At 63.5% G+C, this 16246-nt stretch carries 21 protein-coding genes; 8 read left to right on the plus strand and 13 right to left on the minus strand.

What is annotated here, in order from left to right:
• Positions 1–34 precede the first annotated feature (34 nt).
• Both ybiA and NKJ20_RS11855 read right to left on the minus strand, forming a co-directional pair.
• Positions 35–583 carry a riboflavin biosynthesis intermediates N-glycosidase gene (ybiA, locus tag NKJ20_RS11850; RefSeq protein WP_352453496.1) on the minus strand — a complete coding sequence of 183 codons (549 nt, stop codon included), beginning with the start codon at positions 581–583 and terminating at the stop codon, positions 35–37.
• Between the two features lie 98 nt (positions 584–681).
• Complete coding sequence (locus NKJ20_RS11855; protein WP_352453497.1) at positions 682–1140, minus strand: GNAT family N-acetyltransferase; 459 nt, start codon at positions 1138–1140, stop codon at positions 682–684.
• Between the two features lie 119 nt (positions 1141–1259).
• Between NKJ20_RS11855 and NKJ20_RS11860 the strand changes: the two genes are divergently transcribed.
• A complete protein-coding gene (locus tag NKJ20_RS11860; RefSeq protein ID WP_352744178.1) occupies positions 1260–1709 on the plus strand; it encodes a hypothetical protein in 450 nt (149 codons plus the stop codon).
• A 42-nt stretch (positions 1710–1751) separates the two neighbouring features.
• A complete protein-coding gene (locus NKJ20_RS11865; protein WP_352744179.1) occupies positions 1752–2138 on the plus strand; it encodes a hypothetical protein in 387 nt (128 codons plus the stop codon).
• A 27-nt stretch (positions 2139–2165) separates the two neighbouring features.
• On the opposite strand, the gene NKJ20_RS11870 is transcribed toward NKJ20_RS11865, so the two are convergent.
• Positions 2166–2528: a hypothetical protein gene (locus NKJ20_RS11870; protein ID WP_352744181.1), complete on the minus strand. Its 363-nt coding sequence runs from the start codon at positions 2526–2528 to the stop codon at positions 2166–2168.
• 193 nt (positions 2529–2721) lie between these two features.
• On the opposite strand from NKJ20_RS11870, the gene NKJ20_RS11875 reads away from it, so the two are divergent.
• The gene (locus tag NKJ20_RS11875) at positions 2722–3021 is read left to right on the plus strand and encodes a hypothetical protein (RefSeq protein ID WP_352638087.1); all 300 of its coding nucleotides are present in this window, start codon (positions 2722–2724) and stop codon (positions 3019–3021) included.
• 219 nt (positions 3022–3240) lie between these two features.
• Here NKJ20_RS11875 and NKJ20_RS11880 read toward each other — a convergent pair whose 3' ends face one another.
• Positions 3241–3936, minus strand: coding sequence for an XRE family transcriptional regulator (locus tag NKJ20_RS11880; RefSeq protein ID WP_352579488.1), 696 nt, complete (start codon positions 3934–3936; stop codon positions 3241–3243).
• 238 nt (positions 3937–4174) lie between these two features.
• On the opposite strand from NKJ20_RS11880, the gene NKJ20_RS11885 reads away from it, so the two are divergent.
• The 3 genes from NKJ20_RS11885 to NKJ20_RS11895 all read left to right on the plus strand — a co-directional run bounded on the left by NKJ20_RS11885 (position 4175) and on the right by NKJ20_RS11895 (position 5780).
• A complete protein-coding gene (locus NKJ20_RS11885; protein WP_352744183.1) occupies positions 4175–4435 on the plus strand; it encodes a hypothetical protein in 261 nt (86 codons plus the stop codon).
• Between the two features lie 52 nt (positions 4436–4487).
• The gene (locus NKJ20_RS11890) at positions 4488–5111 is read left to right on the plus strand and encodes a high mobility group family protein (protein ID WP_352744185.1); all 624 of its coding nucleotides are present in this window, start codon (positions 4488–4490) and stop codon (positions 5109–5111) included.
• A 246-nt stretch (positions 5112–5357) separates the two neighbouring features.
• Positions 5358–5780, plus strand: a complete 423-nt coding sequence (locus NKJ20_RS11895; protein WP_352744188.1) for a DUF6456 domain-containing protein — start codon at positions 5358–5360, stop codon at positions 5778–5780.
• Positions 5781–5824: 44 nt separating this feature from the next.
• Here NKJ20_RS11895 and NKJ20_RS11900 read toward each other — a convergent pair whose 3' ends face one another.
• Positions 5825–6130 (minus strand): hypothetical protein, encoded by a 306-nt coding sequence (locus NKJ20_RS11900; protein ID WP_352453503.1) that lies wholly within the window; start codon positions 6128–6130, stop codon positions 5825–5827.
• 223 nt (positions 6131–6353) lie between these two features.
• On the minus strand, positions 6354–6671 hold the full coding sequence (locus NKJ20_RS11905) for a hypothetical protein (protein WP_352453504.1): 318 nt from the start codon (positions 6669–6671) through the stop codon (positions 6354–6356).
• Positions 6672–6892: 221 nt separating this feature from the next.
• On the opposite strand from NKJ20_RS11905, the gene NKJ20_RS11910 reads away from it, so the two are divergent.
• On the plus strand, positions 6893–7171 hold the full coding sequence (locus NKJ20_RS11910) for a hypothetical protein (protein ID WP_352453505.1): 279 nt from the start codon (positions 6893–6895) through the stop codon (positions 7169–7171).
• A gap of 228 nt (positions 7172–7399) precedes the next feature.
• On the opposite strand, the gene NKJ20_RS11915 is transcribed toward NKJ20_RS11910, so the two are convergent.
• The 3 genes from NKJ20_RS11915 to NKJ20_RS11925 form a co-directional block, all read right to left on the minus strand.
• Positions 7400–9370, minus strand: a complete 1971-nt coding sequence (locus NKJ20_RS11915; RefSeq protein WP_352744192.1) for an acyltransferase family protein — start codon at positions 9368–9370, stop codon at positions 7400–7402.
• Positions 9371–9562: 192 nt separating this feature from the next.
• Positions 9563–9784 carry an alkylphosphonate utilization protein gene (locus tag NKJ20_RS11920; RefSeq protein WP_023675660.1) on the minus strand — a complete coding sequence of 74 codons (222 nt, stop codon included), beginning with the start codon at positions 9782–9784 and terminating at the stop codon, positions 9563–9565.
• A gap of 384 nt (positions 9785–10168) precedes the next feature.
• Positions 10169–10465 carry a hypothetical protein gene (locus NKJ20_RS11925; RefSeq protein ID WP_352453507.1) on the minus strand — a complete coding sequence of 99 codons (297 nt, stop codon included), beginning with the start codon at positions 10463–10465 and terminating at the stop codon, positions 10169–10171.
• A gap of 260 nt (positions 10466–10725) precedes the next feature.
• On the opposite strand from NKJ20_RS11925, the gene NKJ20_RS11930 reads away from it, so the two are divergent.
• Complete coding sequence (locus NKJ20_RS11930) at positions 10726–12723, plus strand: AI-2E family transporter (protein ID WP_352744195.1); 1998 nt, start codon at positions 10726–10728, stop codon at positions 12721–12723.
• Between the two features lie 124 nt (positions 12724–12847).
• Here the strand turns inward: NKJ20_RS11930 and NKJ20_RS11935 are convergent, their stop codons facing one another.
• Genes NKJ20_RS11935 through NKJ20_RS11950 form a run of 4 tightly spaced genes read right to left on the minus strand, consistent with a single transcriptional unit; the run spans position 12848 to position 16245 of the window.
• Positions 12848–13783: a phosphatidate cytidylyltransferase gene (locus NKJ20_RS11935; RefSeq protein ID WP_352472202.1), complete on the minus strand. Its 936-nt coding sequence runs from the start codon at positions 13781–13783 to the stop codon at positions 12848–12850.
• A 22-nt stretch (positions 13784–13805) separates the two neighbouring features.
• The gene (locus tag NKJ20_RS11940) at positions 13806–14468 is read right to left on the minus strand and encodes a lysophospholipid acyltransferase family protein (protein ID WP_352453509.1); all 663 of its coding nucleotides are present in this window, start codon (positions 14466–14468) and stop codon (positions 13806–13808) included.
• An 8-nt stretch (positions 14469–14476) separates the two neighbouring features.
• Positions 14477–14905 (minus strand): hypothetical protein, encoded by a 429-nt coding sequence (locus NKJ20_RS11945; RefSeq protein ID WP_352744198.1) that lies wholly within the window; start codon positions 14903–14905, stop codon positions 14477–14479.
• Entirely contained in the window at positions 14902–16245 is a 1344-nt protein-coding gene (locus tag NKJ20_RS11950; RefSeq protein WP_352744200.1) for a phosphatase PAP2/dual specificity phosphatase family protein, read from the minus strand. The genes NKJ20_RS11945 and NKJ20_RS11950 overlap by 4 nt, the downstream gene beginning before the upstream one ends.
• Between the last annotated feature and the right edge of the window lies 1 nt (position 16246).

Raw genomic sequence — 16246 nt, forward strand, 5'->3', positions numbered from 1 at the left:
GAGGCCGCCGCAGCTGACGAGCGCACGGCAATGTTCAGCCGCACAGCCGATCGCGGGCCTGCATCAGCGCGAATCCCAACAGGTTCTCGCCGCGCCACAGCAGCGGGTTCATCGCCCTCTCGTCATCCGCCGCAAGGCCGATACCCCACACCCGGTCGACAGGGCTCGCCTCGACCAGCACCCGGTCATGCGTCGACAACAGATATTCGCGCAGCGCCGCGTTCTGACGGAACTTCTGAAAGCTCCCTTCAGTCACGATGCGATATTTGTCTGCATCCCATTTGGTGCCATCGAAGCCGCTCACCTGGCGGCCAAGCTGCTTTGCCTGCTTGGGGCTCGCCGCCCTGAGGATTTGTGTTGCCGTCGGAGCATCACCGAACAGTCGTGCCTTCTCGGCCATCATCCAGTGTTCGGCAGTCGGATAGCTCAGGCCATCGACGGTAAAGGGCGCATGCCACCACTGGCTGAAGCACGACGTGGTTATGCGGCCGTCCTTAGACGGCTGATGGCCCCAGAAGAACAGGAACTTCTGCCGGGGTTTTGCGCGAAAGGTTTTCTCAAGCCAGGTTCGGTCGTAAATCATGGGCGGATGGAGCAGGGCGAAAGGCCGGCTTGTCAATGCTCCATCCAGAGTGGGTAGCGAAGATGAGCGGTCGGCGCTGAATGCGATGAAATGCTGATCTACAGCGCCATCTTGTAGCCGAGATGACTGGCGGTGAAGCCGAGGCGCTCGTAAAAAGCGTGCGCCTCCCGTCGACCTTTGTCCGTGGTGAGCTGGACGAAGCTGCAATTGCGCGAACGGCATGTTTCAATCGCCCATTCGATCATCAGCTTGCCGACGCCGCGAGAGCGCCATTGCCGGGCGACGCGAACGCCTTCGATCTGGCCGCGCCAGGCGCCTTTTCTCGAAATGCCTGGAAGGAAGCTGAGCTGCAGCGTTCCGACCACTTGCCCGGCGTTGACGGCGACGGCCAGCAACTGGTTGGGATCGGTATCGATTGCGCTGAAGGCATCGAGGTAGGATGGCGCGAGCGGCGTGGACGGGTCTTCCCGGTTCGCGCCGAGCACGTCGTCGGCAAGCATTGCAACAATTGCCGGCAGGTCGGGCGCTTGCGCGCGACGGAATTTGATCTCGCTCATCGCGTGGAGACATACGGCGCGGATTTGGGGACGACAAGCGTGAAGGGATGCAACTTTGCCGGTCTACTGGAAAGCAGCCGTTGAAAGACCTATGACAGGCGAGATCGGGAGGCTACGAAATGGATGTTCCAGCCAGCATGAAGGCTGAATTGGCAGCCTGGAACAATGGGTCCGGCATCGATCTACAAAGCTGGGTCGGGTGCGAGGGCCGATTTGCGCTTGCTGTGGGATACAGCACCATTTTCTGGCCGAAATTCGTGACGTTCGAACGCTACGTTTTGATGAAAGGGTTTAGCGAGGAAGGCCTGCGAAGCTTTGAACGAGACCCCAACGCCACACGACAGTCCGTGGAAGCGGTTATGAACCACCTGCACATTGCCGACATTCACGCCTTCGGCGCCGCCGACATTTCTCGCGACAAGCTCGTGTTTCTCGGCTCGGTTCTCAAGGAGATTTATGAGGCAAAACTGCAATGGCAGTTTGCGAACCGAAGGTTTGTCGTCGAGTTTTTCGCTTCAGACTCCAGAGACCTGGAGGATTATCAGCTGTCTTTCTGGCAAGCAGACTAGGGCAATGGGCGAGGCGAGCAACTTAGCGAGGGTCAACCCTTCATGCGGATCGAAATCGAGGGTGTCTCCCTGGAGACGTTGAGGGCGCTGTCGCGCGCGGACCAGGATGCGTTGCTGACGTTCGGCCGGCCGATCTCCTTCGCCATGGGCAGCGCCACCGTCCTGGCCGAATTCAATCGCGATGGCGGCACGCTTCTGGTCAATTTTGCCCATATCGACGGCGGTGGCGAAGGCGTCCTGCTCGTCTTGTGGAGGCTTGTCCGGGCCTATGCCATCGATCGGCAATTCAAGCTGATCCGTTGGAATGTCCATGCCGCCACATGCGCCACACCGAATCCCCGGCTGCAGCGTTTCCTGCGCTCCCACCACTTCGCAGAGATCGACGATGCCAGCTACGGCCGCATTTTCGCTCGCAGCCAGCAGCTTTGATCGGCTGGCTGGCCGTTCCGCTCGGGCTTACGCCGCCTCGAGCGCCCAGAGGCGGTGGCCGTAGCGGCGGAAGAAGCGGGCGAAGAGGCGCTGCTGTCTGGCACGGGCGAGGTCGGCGGCGCGCCTTTCCTGCCGCCAGCGCGGCATGTTGCGGAACATCGACAGGAAGCGGGCGGCGTCCTCGAGTGCCTCCTCGGCTGACTGCGCCGGGCGGATCGCCGCCAGGAACAGAGCGCGGCTCGGCTTCATCCGGTCGATCGTCGCCTTGCGCTGGCGATGGCCCTGGCGCGCCGTGCGGATGCCGTCCTGGCGGGTGGCCGCGAAAGCGGCAAGCATGGCCGGGCTGTCGCCGGCATAACCGCAGGCCTGGGCGAACTGAGCGAGGTCCATCGTCACTCCCTTGCTGCCGGCGGACGGAGCGGGCGCGGTTCTGTTGCTCGCGCCGATTTCCAGCGCTGCACGAGATAGAAGCATAACTCAAGTACCTGAACAAGTGAAACTTTCACGTTGGTGCAAGCGGAACCGACTCGACTCCGCCCCGAAAACCGATAATGATGTGAACAAAGCAGGAACAATGATGGGGATGGCTATGGCATTAGCGGGCAGGGAAGCGACGATCGCGGATGTTGTCTCGATTGCCGTCGAGTGCATCGATTGCGGCCGCAACAGGTGGTGGAAACCGGCCGAACTCAAGCGGCATGGGGTGAGGCCGGAGACACCGCTGGCCGCACTTTCGGGGCGCCTGATCTGCAAGGCCTGCCGGGCCGACGGCCTGCCGGGCGCCGCCGTCTCGATCCAGGCCGCCTTCATCGACGACCGGCAGCGGACCCGCGCCGAGGCGCGCCTGCTCAACGGTCGAGAGCTGCAGTCGAGGCGGGCTTGAGGGGGCGGGCGTGCTGCTCTTCCCTTCTCCCCTTGTGGGAGAAGGTGGCCGAGCGAAGCTCGGTCGGATGAGGGGTGTTGGACGGATCGCTACCTTGATGGCGTAAGTGCTTAAAAATCGCTTCTACATTTCCTCCGCCGCGTTCCTTCCAGCACACCTCATCCGGCTCGCGCTGTGCGCCGATCCACCTTCTCCCACAAGGGGAGAAGGCAACAAGCCTCAATACCCCAGCAATTCCTTGAGCGGGATGACGCGGAAGACGTTCTTGATGGCGTAGCGGTTGAAGGACAGCGTCTTGGGCGGGTTGTACTGCTCGACGATCAGCTCGGCGGCGGTGCGCTTGACCAGCTTCTTGATGAAGGCCTTGCCGTTTTGCTCGTTCTCCTCGGGCAGGGTCTCGATCACCACATGGTCGCCGGGCAACGCTTCGCGGCCGCCGCAATAGATCATCTCGCCGGGCTCGTAGCGCGGCACCATCGAATCGCTCAGCACGTGCAGCGCAAACACATTGCGCAGATGTCGGATCCCCGGCGGCCGCTGGACATAGCCGGCCGGCTGGCCGTTGAAGGTAAAGTCGCCATCGTCGCCGCCGACGGCGGTACCGAGAAGCTGGATGTCCATCGGCCCGGCGGGCAGGGGGCCGGGATCGGTGACGATCTCGGCATCGGCGACCGGTCCGGCATCATCGAGGAAAACGACCTCGCCCTTGCCGAGTGCCACCGGGTCGACGCGCAGGAAAGCGGCGGTCTTCAAAAGGTTCTCGGTCTTGGGCAGGTTGCGCCCGGTCTCCCAATTGCCGACGGCAGCGACGTCGGTGTCGTTGTGCTCGGCAATGTGACGCATCACCAGGCCGCGCTGCTTGCGCGCCCGGCGGATCGCCGCTCCGACCTTGATCGACAGTGCAGTTTTCGCCATGGCTCCATCTGTGGCATAAGATTCGGTTTAGTCTATGCAAGAATCGCTTGCATTATGATTTGAGTTATGCTCTTATGTAGGCATGCACAAGTCGCTTCGCCAGCTTTCGGTCCTTGAATCCGCCGTTCAGCGCGCCGGCAGCGCTCGCCTGGAGGTGGTAGCGCAACCGATCGCCGGGGCCATGCATGTGCCAACCCTGTCCCCTTCGTCGCGGCTGTCCTCCTCCCCGGCCGGGACGATGCCCGAGGCTCGCGCCTCGGATCCGGCAGCGCAAGCGGCCGGAACGGCCGGAGCCGTTCCCCTCACGGCTCCGGCCACGAATTACCTGCCGGCCAGCAATGCGGATGCCGCGGTTTCCTGCATCCGCAGCGAAGACGGCACGGTCATCGCCTTCGACGAGCGGACGGGCAAGGCAGTGTCCGGCGCAACAAAGGCAGGCGGCCGAGATGAAGCTCGATCGCAGCAGACCACGCGAAGGCTGACCGGCTTTCGAGCCTGAGGCCGGCGAAGCCGGCGCCGCACACAACCATTTTTGCAGGGAATGAAACATCATGGCCGCCCGCTATTCCGCCTCGGAACTGGAACAAATCGAGAACTGGCTGATGAGCGGACTGTCGGCCGCGAAGATCGCCACCCGGTTGACCGCGCTGCGCGGCCGCCCGGCCTCGCGTGCAGCCATCATCGGCATCGTCCACCGCACCGCCCGTTTGCGCACCATCGGCCTTGCGAAATCCAAGGGCTGGTATGGCGGCCGGCTCGGAAATTCGGCGCCTGAGCCATCAAGCACTGCTGATCAAGCGCAGTCGGCCCCGAAGGCCGAGCCACGCTGCCGCCCGGCAAGGCTGTCGGCCAGGCTGGCGCCGCCGGCCTGGCAGCCGGGTTCGGCTCGGATCACCGGGACCGATGGCGCGCCGCTCGAAATGCCGGCACCGCGCCCGATCGCCGCCGGCGGTCGCCAGCCGCATTTCGCCGCCATGCGCTTCATCGATTGCCTGTTCGAGCGCTGCCGCGCGCCGCTCGATACGACGCTGCAGGAGGATGCGGAAAACGACGCCCCCGGCAGCCGGCCAGGTTTGGACATGCTGTGCTGCGGAATGCGCACGAACCCATCGAAAAGCTACTGCGCCTATCACGCTGCGCGCTTCTTGCGCACGCTGCCGGCCGAAGCGATTTGAGCTCGCTGCAATGAGGCTGGAAGTTCGCCAGAGCCCGACGACCAAAACCCAGGAGGACCGAGCCGATGAGCACCAAAACCGCCCAAAAGGCCAAAGCCAGGCCACCGAGATTGCCGAAAGGCGAGGCCGAGCAGGTGCGCATCCGCAAGGAGATCGGCCATGATTTCGCACTGAAGGACGACCGGTTCGGCCGCAAGCGGCTGGCGAAGGGGACGCAGGAGGGAGCGCGCCTCTATGAGGTCTCCAATGACGGCCACACAGCGACCGGCGGCATCGTGCGGGTGCGCAACGTCGAGGCTGAGCGGCCTCACCTCACTGTCGCGCCAGCAGCGCGAGGCGGGCATGCGCTACCGCCAGGATTTCCGCAACTCGTCCGAGGCAACCGCCAAGCCGATGGCCTGGGCCGAGCGCGTCGACGGCGGCCGCACCGGCAGCGGCGTCGCCGAACACATCCTGTCCGCCGGCCGCGACCATGCCGAGGCCACCAGGGCGCTTGTCCATTGGGAGATCGCCGGCATCGTGCAAAAGGTCTGCTGTGCCGACGCAACGGTCAAGAGCCTGGCCGAACAGGCCGGCGAGCCGCGCGACGTGGTGGTGAAATTACTCAAGATCGGGCTCGACATATTGGCCGTGCATTACGGCATGATGCTGATGCGCAAGCCGAGATGAGGAGCCCCGCCGATCCGGCCGGCACTACCGGCCGGATCGATCCGTCAACGACGGCAGACACGGATTCTTTCGATGATCCGGTGGTGATGACGCCAGTGCCTGATGACTTCGGTGTGGCAGCGCCGGTGGTGGTACCGGTAGCGCGGCCTGTAGTCCTCGTCGTAGACATCATAGCGGTAACGGGGGACGTACTCATCGTCGTAATCGGAATACCGATGGTGGCGATAATAATAGTCGTCGTCATAGCCGTTGCCGATGCCGATCGTGACGCTGCCGCCGGCATTCGCCGGGCCGATCACGGAAGCCGCCGATGCGATGGCGATCACCGAGGCAAGCAGGAGCTTCTTCATAGCTACCTCCTTCTTTAACGTCCCTCTAATAGAAAAACCCCCGAGGAGCAGCCTCGTTCCATAGATTGGCAAGATGTAACGAACGGACGAGCCCGAAGTTTAGCGCCTGCTGGCGCGAAAACGCCGCTGGCTGCGCCGGGGTCGGATCGTCGACGCAGCGTGGCCGCTCCTCTCATCAAACAGCGGCAATCGCGCGTCAGTCCCGTCTTTTGCCGACGTCTGCCTACAGAACATGGCCCAATTCCAGCAAAACGAACGCGGTCGCACCCAGCACAGCGAGGGCGTAGGCCGCATAAAGAACAAGCAGCATTACCTCAAAGTCCCGGACGAAGCTTGCGGCAATCCTGGTCTCCTTAGGCTCTGCTTTCTCGATGCGGTCGGTTTCCAACTCCTCCGTTGCCACGACGAGGCAGACAATCCTGTCGTTGTCGGCCGCCTGCAATATCCGTTCCGTCAAATCGACTGCAATCACTGGATCATCGGCCAACTGATCCCGCGATAGCCGGCTTTCAGTGACGGTCTGGATTTCACGCTTTCTCACGCACGCATAATTGCGTTGACTAAATTAGGTTCCACTAAAATAGATAGATTGCCTCGACCTGATCACGACGTGGTGAGGCGTGAGTCCAGCTGGGCGGTGAACTCCGTCTGAGGCCCCCCATTTGCCGACCGTCGGGGCGAATCTCGATCGGCGCATCCTCCGATCAAACGGCGCGGGCTTCTTTATAGGCTGCTACGGTGCGCCATTGCTGGTAGGTCGCAATGCCAAAGCCGCCAAACTCTCATATCGCGAACGCAGCGCCGACGTCTTCGGTGCCGACCGGTTATGACGAAGATCGCATGCTTACTTATATCCGGCTGCTCGACGCTTCGGCGGAAGGAACCGACTGGCGTGAGGTCGCCCGCATCGTTCTGCACATTGATCCGGAGCAGGAGCCGGAGAGGGCTTTCCGGGCGTGGGCGACACATCTGGCGCGTGCACGATGGATGACCAGGAAGCGGAACGAGTTGCGCCAATTGCATGATGAGTGGTGGGGATGAGCACTATCTAAGCGGAACTGCCGTCTCGGTCTGGCCGTTGAGGGAGGAGGCCAACATGGAAAAGCGCCCAATGACTTCTTGGCCAGCCAATACTTTCGAGCTGTGCTGCCTTCTTGCAGTTCCGCTATCGCTTATCCTCACCGTTTTACTGGCTGGTCTCATCCTTAGCTGACCCCGCATGGTTGCCTGCCGAGGGGCTGGGTCGTGATCCGATAAGATCCGGAGCCGTTACTTTACAGCCGCCGCCATCACATCCGAAAACAGCGCCCGCTCCACTGCCGGTTCCAGCGTTTCGGCGAAGGGCGTCGCCAAGTGGTGGCGGTCGCGGAAGGCTAGTTTGCCGTCGATGAAGACATGGCAGGTGGTCTGGTCGCAAAAGCGGTCGGTCATGTCGATGTAAGCAGCGTTCGGTGTCGAGCGCACGATATCGCGCTCGATGGTGGCGATGTCGTCGTTTGCCGCCATGATCCGCGGCGTGTCGCATGTCGCGGGCGTCTGGCCCCGCCACAGCGCCCGCGCCACGCATTTGTCGGCGTAGCTTGCATTGTAGGGAACGTCCCTGATGACCGCGACCTTGATGCCGGCCTGGCTGAAGGCTTGAAGCGTCCAGGTGAGGCCCGTCCGCCACTGCGCTTGCCAATCGGCGTGCTTCAACTCCTCGGGCGATTCCTTCATCACATTGCCGATCGAGAATTCCGAGATCACCACCAGTTGCGGATGGAGCGCGATGATGTCCTTGACCGACTGCTCGCGCCACTGGTCGCATTCGGTGTAGTCGCGCTTCAGCCGCCAGTTCCAGGTCGTGACCCGCGAAGCCCGGCAGGAGGATTTGAGAAAGGTGACGACACGAAAATCGTTCTTCTCGGCCGCCTTGATCAGCGGCGTCGACCAATGGTCGGCATGCGAGTCGCCGAACAGCACGACCGAGCGCTGGGCATCCTTGCGGCCGAACATGCAGGGTTTTGGCTTGACGGTCTCGAAATCGAGCACGCAGCCGCCATTGCTCGCGCGCACGGTGGAGAGCTGCGCGGCGCTGTCGGCGATGACGTGCTGTTCGGGGCTGAGATTGTGCTCGGCAAAGCGCGCATTGCCATAGGCCGCGACCACGCCGGCGCCGGTCAGCGCGACGGCGGGCACCAGCGCCCGCGCTGCTCCGGCCATCAGCCAGCCGTTGCGGCGGATCGGGTTCTCGATGAAATGATAGGTGAACATCGACAGAAGCAGCGTCAGCGCCGCGCAGGCAAGGCGGTCCAGGATGGACAGGCTGGGAACCACCATCGCCGCATAGACGATGACCGGCCAGTGCCAGAGATAGAGCGAATAGGACAGCCGGCCCAACCATTGCATGGGCGGCAGCGCCAGCACGGCGCTCGGCAGATTGCGGCCGCCGCTGCCGCTGAGCAGCAGCAGCACGGTGCCGGCAACAGGCGCCAGCGCATTCACCCCGGGAAACGGCGAGTCTTCGTCCAGCATCAGATAGGCCCAGGCGATCAGCGCCAGACCGAGGCCTGCCTGGAGCGTGGCCAGCAGCGGCCGGTCGCGCCAGATCTTTGCCGGCGCCATGGTCGCGAGGCCGCCGGCGGCGAATTCCCAGGCCCTGAGCGGCGAGAAATAGAAGGCCCAGGGCTGCGACACGTCCGTCAGCCAGGCGCAGGCGGCGAAGGAGGCCGCGCCGGCGACGCCGATGACGATTATAGCGTCGCGCTTGCCGGGACGCAGCCAAGCGGCGGCAAGAAGCAGCGCCGGCCATGCCAAATAGAACTGTTCCTCGACCGAGAGCGACCAGAAGTGGATGAACGGGTTGTTGGTGGCGTCGGCGGCGAAATAGTCGAACGACCAGCGGATCAGCCAAAGGTTGATCATGTAGGCGGAGGCGAACATGGCGCCTTTCGAATAAAGCGCCTGTTCCTCCGGCGACAGGATGAAATAACCAGCAAACAGCGTGGCGAGGATGACGAACAGTGCCGCCGGCAACAGGCGCCGGGCGCGCCGGGCGTAGAAGCGCCAGAGGTTCAGCCGCCCGGTCTCGGTGATTTCCGTAACCAGGTGACGGGTGATCAGATAGCCGGAGATGACGAAGAAGATGTCGACGCCGGCAAAGCCGCCGGGCAGGCCGGACAGACCAAAATGGAAGGCGATAACACCCGCCACCGCCAGCGCGCGCAGCCCTTCGATGTCAGGCCGAAATGATGCCGACACAATCACCTCATGCAAGGAATGCCCACCTCGCAGAGGCTCGACCCGATGCGACGATATTGCAATGCAACAAATCTAACGCAGTGCAACATAGGGGGAGGGCGCGGCTCCTCAAGTTCCTCGCGTGGGCGATTCACTCACATGAGCGATTCGAGAGCGACTGATATGGAAGCGAAGCGAAGGATGCCGAGGCGATCACGCCTTTTTCAAAAACTCGGTCTTCAGCACCAGGCCCTTCACCTGCCTGGTGCTGCATTCGATCTCGCCGGGATTGCCGGTGAGGCGAATATTCTTCACCAGCGTGCCGCGCTTGATCGTCTCCGACGTGCCTTTGACCTTGAGATCCTTGATCAGGGTCACGGAGTCGCCCTCGTGCAGCGCCGTGCCATTGCTGTCTCTTATGATCGCGTCGGTCATGGCAGGTCTTTCGTGGGACTCCGATGCGGAGGTGGTTGGCTCATTACCCGGCCTATCCCACGGTTGGCAGCGAGGTCAAGCGTGCCGGGGGCAGCGTGCCGGTAATCAAGCGTGCCGGCCGCTAATGCCAGGCGGACGGCCGACCGGAAAACCCGGATTGTGAGCAGACTGGGACCCCCTGGGCGGTAGTGGCATTGCCGCTTCGCGACATGCGCTCCGGCCAAGCCATGCCAATGGCGCCACGGCAATCGAAGTCGTGGCCTTTTACGCGGATATTCCGGCACGAGTTCAAATAGATGAGCGCCCGCCCGTGCGGACAGGAAGGTCGCACAGTGACAGACCTGCCCGCCCTTTCGCTTGGTGCGTTATTTCAATTGGCAACGATCACTTGCTGGCGCCACCGAGCTGGTTGGCCATCTTGCAGAAGTCGGCATGCATCGTGGCAATGCCTGCGTCGCTGCATTCCTTCAACATCATGGCCCGGTCGCTCGTGGACATGGCCATCCATGCCGCCTTGAATTCGGCTTCCGACTTCATGGTCTTCATGCCGGCGTCGGTGAAGAAGGGGTTCATTTTCTGCGGATCGTCGAGCGCCGAAGTGCCAGTGGCACCGGCGGCAAGCGCTGCGCCGGTCATCATCGAAAGCGCCATCGCGCCCATGCAAAGCGTCTTGATGTTCATGATCATTCCTCCTGAGCTGCTGCTTTGAGGTTGTCCATCAGCGATCTACGAAGGAACGGTGTTTTGATCCAAAAGTTCCACGTTCTGGCGCAGACATGGAACAGGATTGCCCGTGACGTCATTAATGCAAAAAATTCTACCATGACTGAATTTGCGGCGCTGCCGACCAGGGCAATCGGCGTCCAGCTGGGTGAGACGCTGCGAAGTTGCACGCCGGCTCAATATGCCCGATCATGGCGACGGCGGGGCGGAGGTATCAAGTGGCGGCAAATCGTCGAAACGACGCGCACCTGTCGGAGCCCCGGCGGGCGGGCATTGTTTCCGCGGCCAGGGCGCTTCCGCGCACATCGTTGCCCAGCGTAGCGTCGGTCGTGACGGCCGTCGCGGCGCTCTATTTCGGGCGCGAGGTCTTTCTGCCGATCGCAATCGCGCTGCTGCTTACCTTTGCGCTCGTGCCCATGGTGTCGGCACTCAAGCGAGCCGGCATTCCGCGTCTTCCTGCCGTGATCGCCAGTGTGCTCGGCGCATTCACGGTGCTGGCTCTGTTCTCCTTCATCGTCGCCACGCAGGTCAGTGAACTGGCGCAGAACATTCCGCTTTACCAGGCGAATATCCTGACCAAGGTCCGGTCGCTCAAGGAAACCGGCGTCGGCGGCGGCATCGTTTCCAGATTGAGCCGGGTGATCGAACGCGTCGGCCAGGAGCTCGACAGACCCGAGCCCGCACAACCCGCCGCCGATCAGCCTCCGCGGGAACCGATCCCGGTCGAAATCGTCGCGCGCGAACGACCGCTCGAGGTTCTCCAGAATCTGATCGGCCCGCTGCTGAGCCCGCTGGCATCGGCCGGACTGATCGTCGTGGTCGTCATATTCATGCTGCTCGAGCGGGAGGACCTGCGCGATCGTTTCATACGCCTCGTCGGCTACGGCGATCTGCACCGAACCACCGAGGCGCTGCAGGATGCCGGCAAGCGCGTCGGCCGCTATCTGCTCATGCAACTGGTCGTGAACATCGTCTATGCCGTCCCGATTGCCATCGGACTTTGGCTGCTGGGCATACCCAATCCATTGCTGTGGGGCTTGCTGGCGCTGGCGCTGCGCTTCGTTCCCTATATCGGCCCGGTCATTGCGACGTTGTTGCCTCTGTTCCTGGCGCTTGCCGTAGCGCCCGGCTGGTCGCTCGTGCTATGGACCGCAGGGCTTTTCGTCGTGGTCGAACTGATCACCGGCAACGTGATCGAACCCTGGCTCTACGGCTCGCGCACCGGGCTGTCGCCATTGGCCATCATCGTTGCGGCGATATTCTGGACCTGGCTCTGGGGGCCATTGGGCCTGGTTCTGTCGACGCCGCTCACCGTCTGCCTCGTCGTGCTCGGCCGTCATGTGCCGCAGTTCGAATTCCTCGACGTTCTGTTCGGCAACGAACCCGTGCTCGAACCGCACGCCCGGCTTTACCAGCGGCTGTTGGCCGGCGATCCCGAGGAAGCGACGGACCATGCCGAGGAGATGCTGGACGAAGAATATCTGGTCGAGTTCTACGACAAGGTCGCGATTCCCGCACTTCTGCTCGGCGAGCAGGACCGGGTGCGTGGTGTGCTGAGCGATGAACAAAGACAGCAGGTCGCGGGCAGCGCGCTGACGATGGTGGCGAACCTCGACGACAGCGCGCAGGAGGAGGCGGAAGCGGACGACACGGCCGCGGCCGAGGACAACGGCTCACGCGAGGACAAGCACGTTCAGGGGGAGGTTCAGGGCGAGGAGTACACCGAACTGCCGGATGGCACGGGCATGTCGGTGCTGTGCGCCGGAGGGCGCGGCGAACTCGACGACGCGGCGGCCGCCATGCTGGCGCAGGTGCTCGAAGTCCAGGGCGCTACGGTGTTGAGAGCGAGCTTCGCCGAGATGGAACCGGGGAGCATTCGCCGCCTTGAGCTCGACGCCGTCGATACTGTCGTCGTCGGATTTTTGAACCGGGATTCCGTCAAGCACGGGCGGTTCCTGGTCCGTCGGCTGAAACGCGCCAAACCAAGGTTGCGAGTGGGCATCGTGTTGTGGTCGGAAGCCGACAGCGACAACCAGGAGGCAGATGCCAGATTGGCCAACGAGATCAACGGCGATTTCGTCGCACATGGCATGGTACGCGCGGTGCTCGGTGCGTTGTCCAGCGCTCCGCCGGTGGCGCTGAAGACCACCGCCAAACGCCGCATGCGCCGCCTGACGCCGGCGCGCAAGAAAGAGCCGCTCGCCGCGGCAAAATGAGGGCGGCGAAGACCGCGGCAGGTCGGGTTATTACCGCTTTCGCGAAAGCGGTAATAACGAAACGGATCAGGTTATCTTCGCAAGGTCGCGCTGAACCGTCCGCTGCGGCAAACGGCGCCAACCTTCATACAGTCCAGAAATAGCGCACCGTATGGAAGAAGACCGGGGCGGCGAAGACCAGGCTGTCGGCACGGTCCATCATGCCGCCATGGCCTTCGATCAGATGGCCCCAGTCCTTGACGCCTTGATCGCGCTTGATGGCGGAGGCGACCAGCCCGCCAAGGAAGCCCATCAGGCAGGCGATGAAGGCGACGCCGGCTGCCTGCAGCGGCGAGAACGGCGTCAGGAACGACAGCAGCGCGCCGAGCAGGCTCGATGCCGCCAGCCCGCCGACCAGCCCCTCCCAGGTCTTCGACGGCGAGACCATCGGCGCCAGGAGATGCCGGCCGAACAGCTTGCCGAAAATATATTGCAGCACGTCGCTGCCTTGCACGGTGATGATCAGGAAAGCGATCAGCAACAGGTTGCGGCCTTCGAAGCCTGGCACCTCGAGCGTCAGCAGCGCCGGCACGTGGCTGACGCAGTAGACCGAAATCATCACCGCCCATTGCTGCGCCGAGACGCGCTCGAGAAAGCGTTCGGTGTCGCCGTGCAGCGCGGTGATCGCCGGCATCAGCAGGAAGCAGTAGACCGGGATGAAGATGGTGAACAGGCCGTACCAGGCGGTCCACACCAACCAGTACTGGAACGGGATGACGATGCCGAACATGCCGAGCAGCACCCAGTGGTCGCTGCGGCGGCTGTGCGTCAGCGTCACGAATTCGCGCAACGCGGCGAACGAAATCAGCGCGAACAGGATGGTCATGCCGGGGCGGCCGAAGAAAAAGGCGACGGTGATCGCCACCACCATCACCCACCAGGCATTGATGCGCTGGGTGAGGTTGACCAGCGTCGGCGACAACGGCTTTGGCGCGCGCCATGACAAGACGCCGGCGACGACGCTGGCACTGATCAGCACCGCCAGCAGGCCGACAATCAGAATGAGGGTTTCGTGCATCATCGGCAGCATTTTGCCTTGGTCCTCAATCGTCTCGCTGCGGCCGGGGGTTGAGCGCCAGCAGCGTTTCGCGGGCGCGGTCGAGAAAGGCGCGGCGTTCCTCACGCGGTTGAATGGCGATCGGTGCGCCGAAGACGACACGGCAAAGCAGCGGCACCGGCACGAATTGCCCCTTGGGCAGCACCCGCGACATGTTCTCGATCCAGCACGGGATGAGTTCGACATCGGGCCGCGCCATCGACAGATTGTAGAGGCCGGAACGGAACGGCAGCAGCGGTTCGTCGGTCATGTTGCGCGTGCCTTCGGGAAACAGGATCAGCGAATGGCCCTGGTCGAGCACCGACAGCATGATCGAGATCGGGTGCTGCGTTTCATCCGTCCACTGCCGGTGGATCAGCACGGAAGACAGCATGTCCTCGGCAATGAAACGGCGCAGCCGCGTCTTGCTCCAATAATCGGCGGCCGCCACCGCATGGGTACGGGCGCGCTCCTTCTCGCTGAGGCAGGCCGACAGCAGGATGAAATCGCCGTGGCTGGCATGGTTGGCGAAGTAGATGCGCTGCCGGTCCGATGGCTGGCTGCCGTTCCAGATCGGCCGCACTCCGGTGACTACCCAGGCCAGTGCTGACAGGCCGACCGAGGTCACCGTCTGCAGCAGGGTATAGGTGCTGACGCGAAGCTTTGTCATGGACGGGTTCAAAAGAATGCCGCGACGACCGAGGCCGCCGCGAACAGGCTGAAGGCGATGCGCTGCTTGGCGAGCAGACGGCGCGTGCCGGCCATCCGCTGGTCGAGCGAGCGGCCGCCGGCGGCCGTGGGTTTCAGCCGCATGCGCGCCAGCACGTCGTCGATCGCCGCACCGCCGCCTGCTTCGCTGGCGTGGCTGGCCATCAGCCGGAACAGCAGCGCGTCGAACAAAAGCAGGGCCGAGAGAATAATTGTGGCTATGGCACCCGCGGCGGCGATCAGCCAGGCCGCCGCGGACAGCGACGATGTTTGCGGCGCAGCCGCCAGGCCGATGACCGGCGCCGCCAGCGAGGCAGCAGCAATCAACAGCAGCGGCCATGCCACCTGCACAATCAGCCCGGCGGCGAACGTCTCGGCCTTGTCTCGAAAGGCGGTCATGTCGCCGCGTCCATGCCAAGATGCACAGGCCGGCCCGCGGCGGCGAGCTGGCCTCGCGCCTGATCCGGCGTGGCGGCCCGGCCGCTGGCGACCAGCCATTCGGCGACGACGGCGGCGCTGCGTTGGAAGCCGAGCGCACAGCAGACCAGCACCGTGCCCTGGCTCTGCGCCGTCTCGATCGCCGCCACCGCTTGCGCACGCGCCTCGCGAGACGGCGGCAAAAGGTCGACCATGGGCAGGCTCAACCAGTGGATCGAGGCGCGACGCGGCCTTTCCAATTCGCCGGCAAGGTCGATCACCGTGCCGAAGGCGTCGGCCTCGGCGGCGGTCGGAAAACGGCCAAGGCAAACACCGTCGGCAATGACGATCTGCGCCGGAAGCTTTCGCGTCCATGCCCACACATTGACCTTGGCGGCAACCCGGTAGGGCCACAGCAGAAGACGGCTGGCCAGCGACACGCGGCCATCGGCTGTTTTCTGGAACACCTTGGCGCCGGCGCCGGCATAGGCGAAAGCGACTATGGCCAGCGCCAGTGCCGGCCACAACAGAATGAGCCACAGCGCCGAGACCAATGCGCCGGCAGCAGCGCCGGCCAGCGCAAAGGCTGCGCCAAGCGCATAGAACAGCGCCAGAAGCCGCGCTTTCGGGTCCGCGGTCAGGCGGAAGCCGGCGAACGGCAAGGCGCCGTCGCGCGGAAACAGCCACAGCGCGAAAAGGCCGAGCAGCGCGCCGGTCGGAATGTCGATGAAATGGTGCTGCCACGTCGTCAGCACCGAGGCGCCGATCAGGAAACACCAGACATGCCAGGCGACGCCGGCGATGCCGGTCAATCTGTGACGCCAATGGTCCCAGATGATGACCAGCAGCGCGATGTGCAGCGACGGCGCCTGGTTGAAGGGTTTGTCGAAGCCGCCGAGCACGGCGAACATGAAGCCGGGCAGGCCGCTCGTCTGCGGGCGCACGAACGTCGCAGTCAGCGGGAACAGGATGAAGCAGGCGACGGCGACGATCTGCGCCGTCAGATAGCGGCCGGCAAGGCGGTCGACGCCGCTCTTCGAATTGTTCAACAGCAACGACAAGCCATAGAACAGGTTGATCGACCAGTAGGGCACGATCGTCCAGGCAAGGAACGGGATGCCATGCTCCCAGCCGAACACGATGCTGCCGATATCGTCGCGCCGCGACGCCAGCCAATTGGCGAAGCCGTAGGTGGCGTAGAAGAACGGCGCCAGAAATGGCAGCCACAGCGCGGCGCGCAGGACTATTCCGGGATACGGCTCGTGCGGCAAGGCCGGCAGGGCAGGGGCATCGCGAGGAACGGCAGAAGCAGGCAAGTCCATG

This window comes from Mesorhizobium sp. M0185, assembly GCF_040322175.1.
Lineage (GTDB): Bacteria > Pseudomonadota > Alphaproteobacteria > Rhizobiales > Rhizobiaceae > Mesorhizobium.

Excerpts from the sequence above, each read along its gene's own strand:
- NKJ20_RS11860 (WP_352744178.1), top strand. The coding sequence starts at position 1,260 with ATGGATGTTCCAGCCAGCATGAAGGCTGAATTGGCAGCCTGGAACAAT.
- NKJ20_RS11855 (WP_352453497.1), bottom strand. The coding sequence starts at position 1,140 with ATGAGCGAGATCAAATTCCGTCGCGCGCAAGCGCCCGACCTGCCGGCA.
- NKJ20_RS11945 (WP_352744198.1), bottom strand. The coding sequence starts at position 14,905 with ATGACCGCCTTTCGAGACAAGGCCGAGACGTTCGCCGCCGGGCTGATT.
- NKJ20_RS11890 (WP_352744185.1), top strand. The coding sequence starts at position 4,488 with ATGGCCGCCCGCTATTCCGCCTCGGAACTGGAACAAATCGAGAACTGG.
- ybiA (WP_352453496.1), bottom strand. The coding sequence starts at position 583 with ATGATTTACGACCGAACCTGGCTTGAGAAAACCTTTCGCGCAAAACCC.
- NKJ20_RS11910 (WP_352453505.1), top strand. The coding sequence starts at position 6,893 with ATGCCAAAGCCGCCAAACTCTCATATCGCGAACGCAGCGCCGACGTCT.
- NKJ20_RS11895 (WP_352744188.1), top strand. The coding sequence starts at position 5,358 with ATGACGGCCACACAGCGACCGGCGGCATCGTGCGGGTGCGCAACGTCG.
- NKJ20_RS11870 (WP_352744181.1), bottom strand. The coding sequence starts at position 2,528 with ATGGACCTCGCTCAGTTCGCCCAGGCCTGCGGTTATGCCGGCGACAGC.
- NKJ20_RS11900 (WP_352453503.1), bottom strand. The coding sequence starts at position 6,130 with ATGAAGAAGCTCCTGCTTGCCTCGGTGATCGCCATCGCATCGGCGGCT.
- NKJ20_RS11875 (WP_352638087.1), top strand. The coding sequence starts at position 2,722 with ATGGCTATGGCATTAGCGGGCAGGGAAGCGACGATCGCGGATGTTGTC.
- NKJ20_RS11880 (WP_352579488.1), bottom strand. The coding sequence starts at position 3,936 with ATGGCGAAAACTGCACTGTCGATCAAGGTCGGAGCGGCGATCCGCCGG.
- NKJ20_RS11865 (WP_352744179.1), top strand. The coding sequence starts at position 1,752 with ATGCGGATCGAAATCGAGGGTGTCTCCCTGGAGACGTTGAGGGCGCTG.
- NKJ20_RS11950 (WP_352744200.1), bottom strand. The coding sequence starts at position 16,245 with ATGGACTTGCCTGCTTCTGCCGTTCCTCGCGATGCCCCTGCCCTGCCG.
- NKJ20_RS11925 (WP_352453507.1), bottom strand. The coding sequence starts at position 10,465 with ATGAACATCAAGACGCTTTGCATGGGCGCGATGGCGCTTTCGATGATG.
- NKJ20_RS11885 (WP_352744183.1), top strand. The coding sequence starts at position 4,175 with ATGCCCGAGGCTCGCGCCTCGGATCCGGCAGCGCAAGCGGCCGGAACG.
- NKJ20_RS11920 (WP_023675660.1), bottom strand. The coding sequence starts at position 9,784 with ATGACCGACGCGATCATAAGAGACAGCAATGGCACGGCGCTGCACGAG.
- NKJ20_RS11940 (WP_352453509.1), bottom strand. The coding sequence starts at position 14,468 with ATGACAAAGCTTCGCGTCAGCACCTATACCCTGCTGCAGACGGTGACC.
- NKJ20_RS11935 (WP_352472202.1), bottom strand. The coding sequence starts at position 13,783 with ATGATGCACGAAACCCTCATTCTGATTGTCGGCCTGCTGGCGGTGCTG.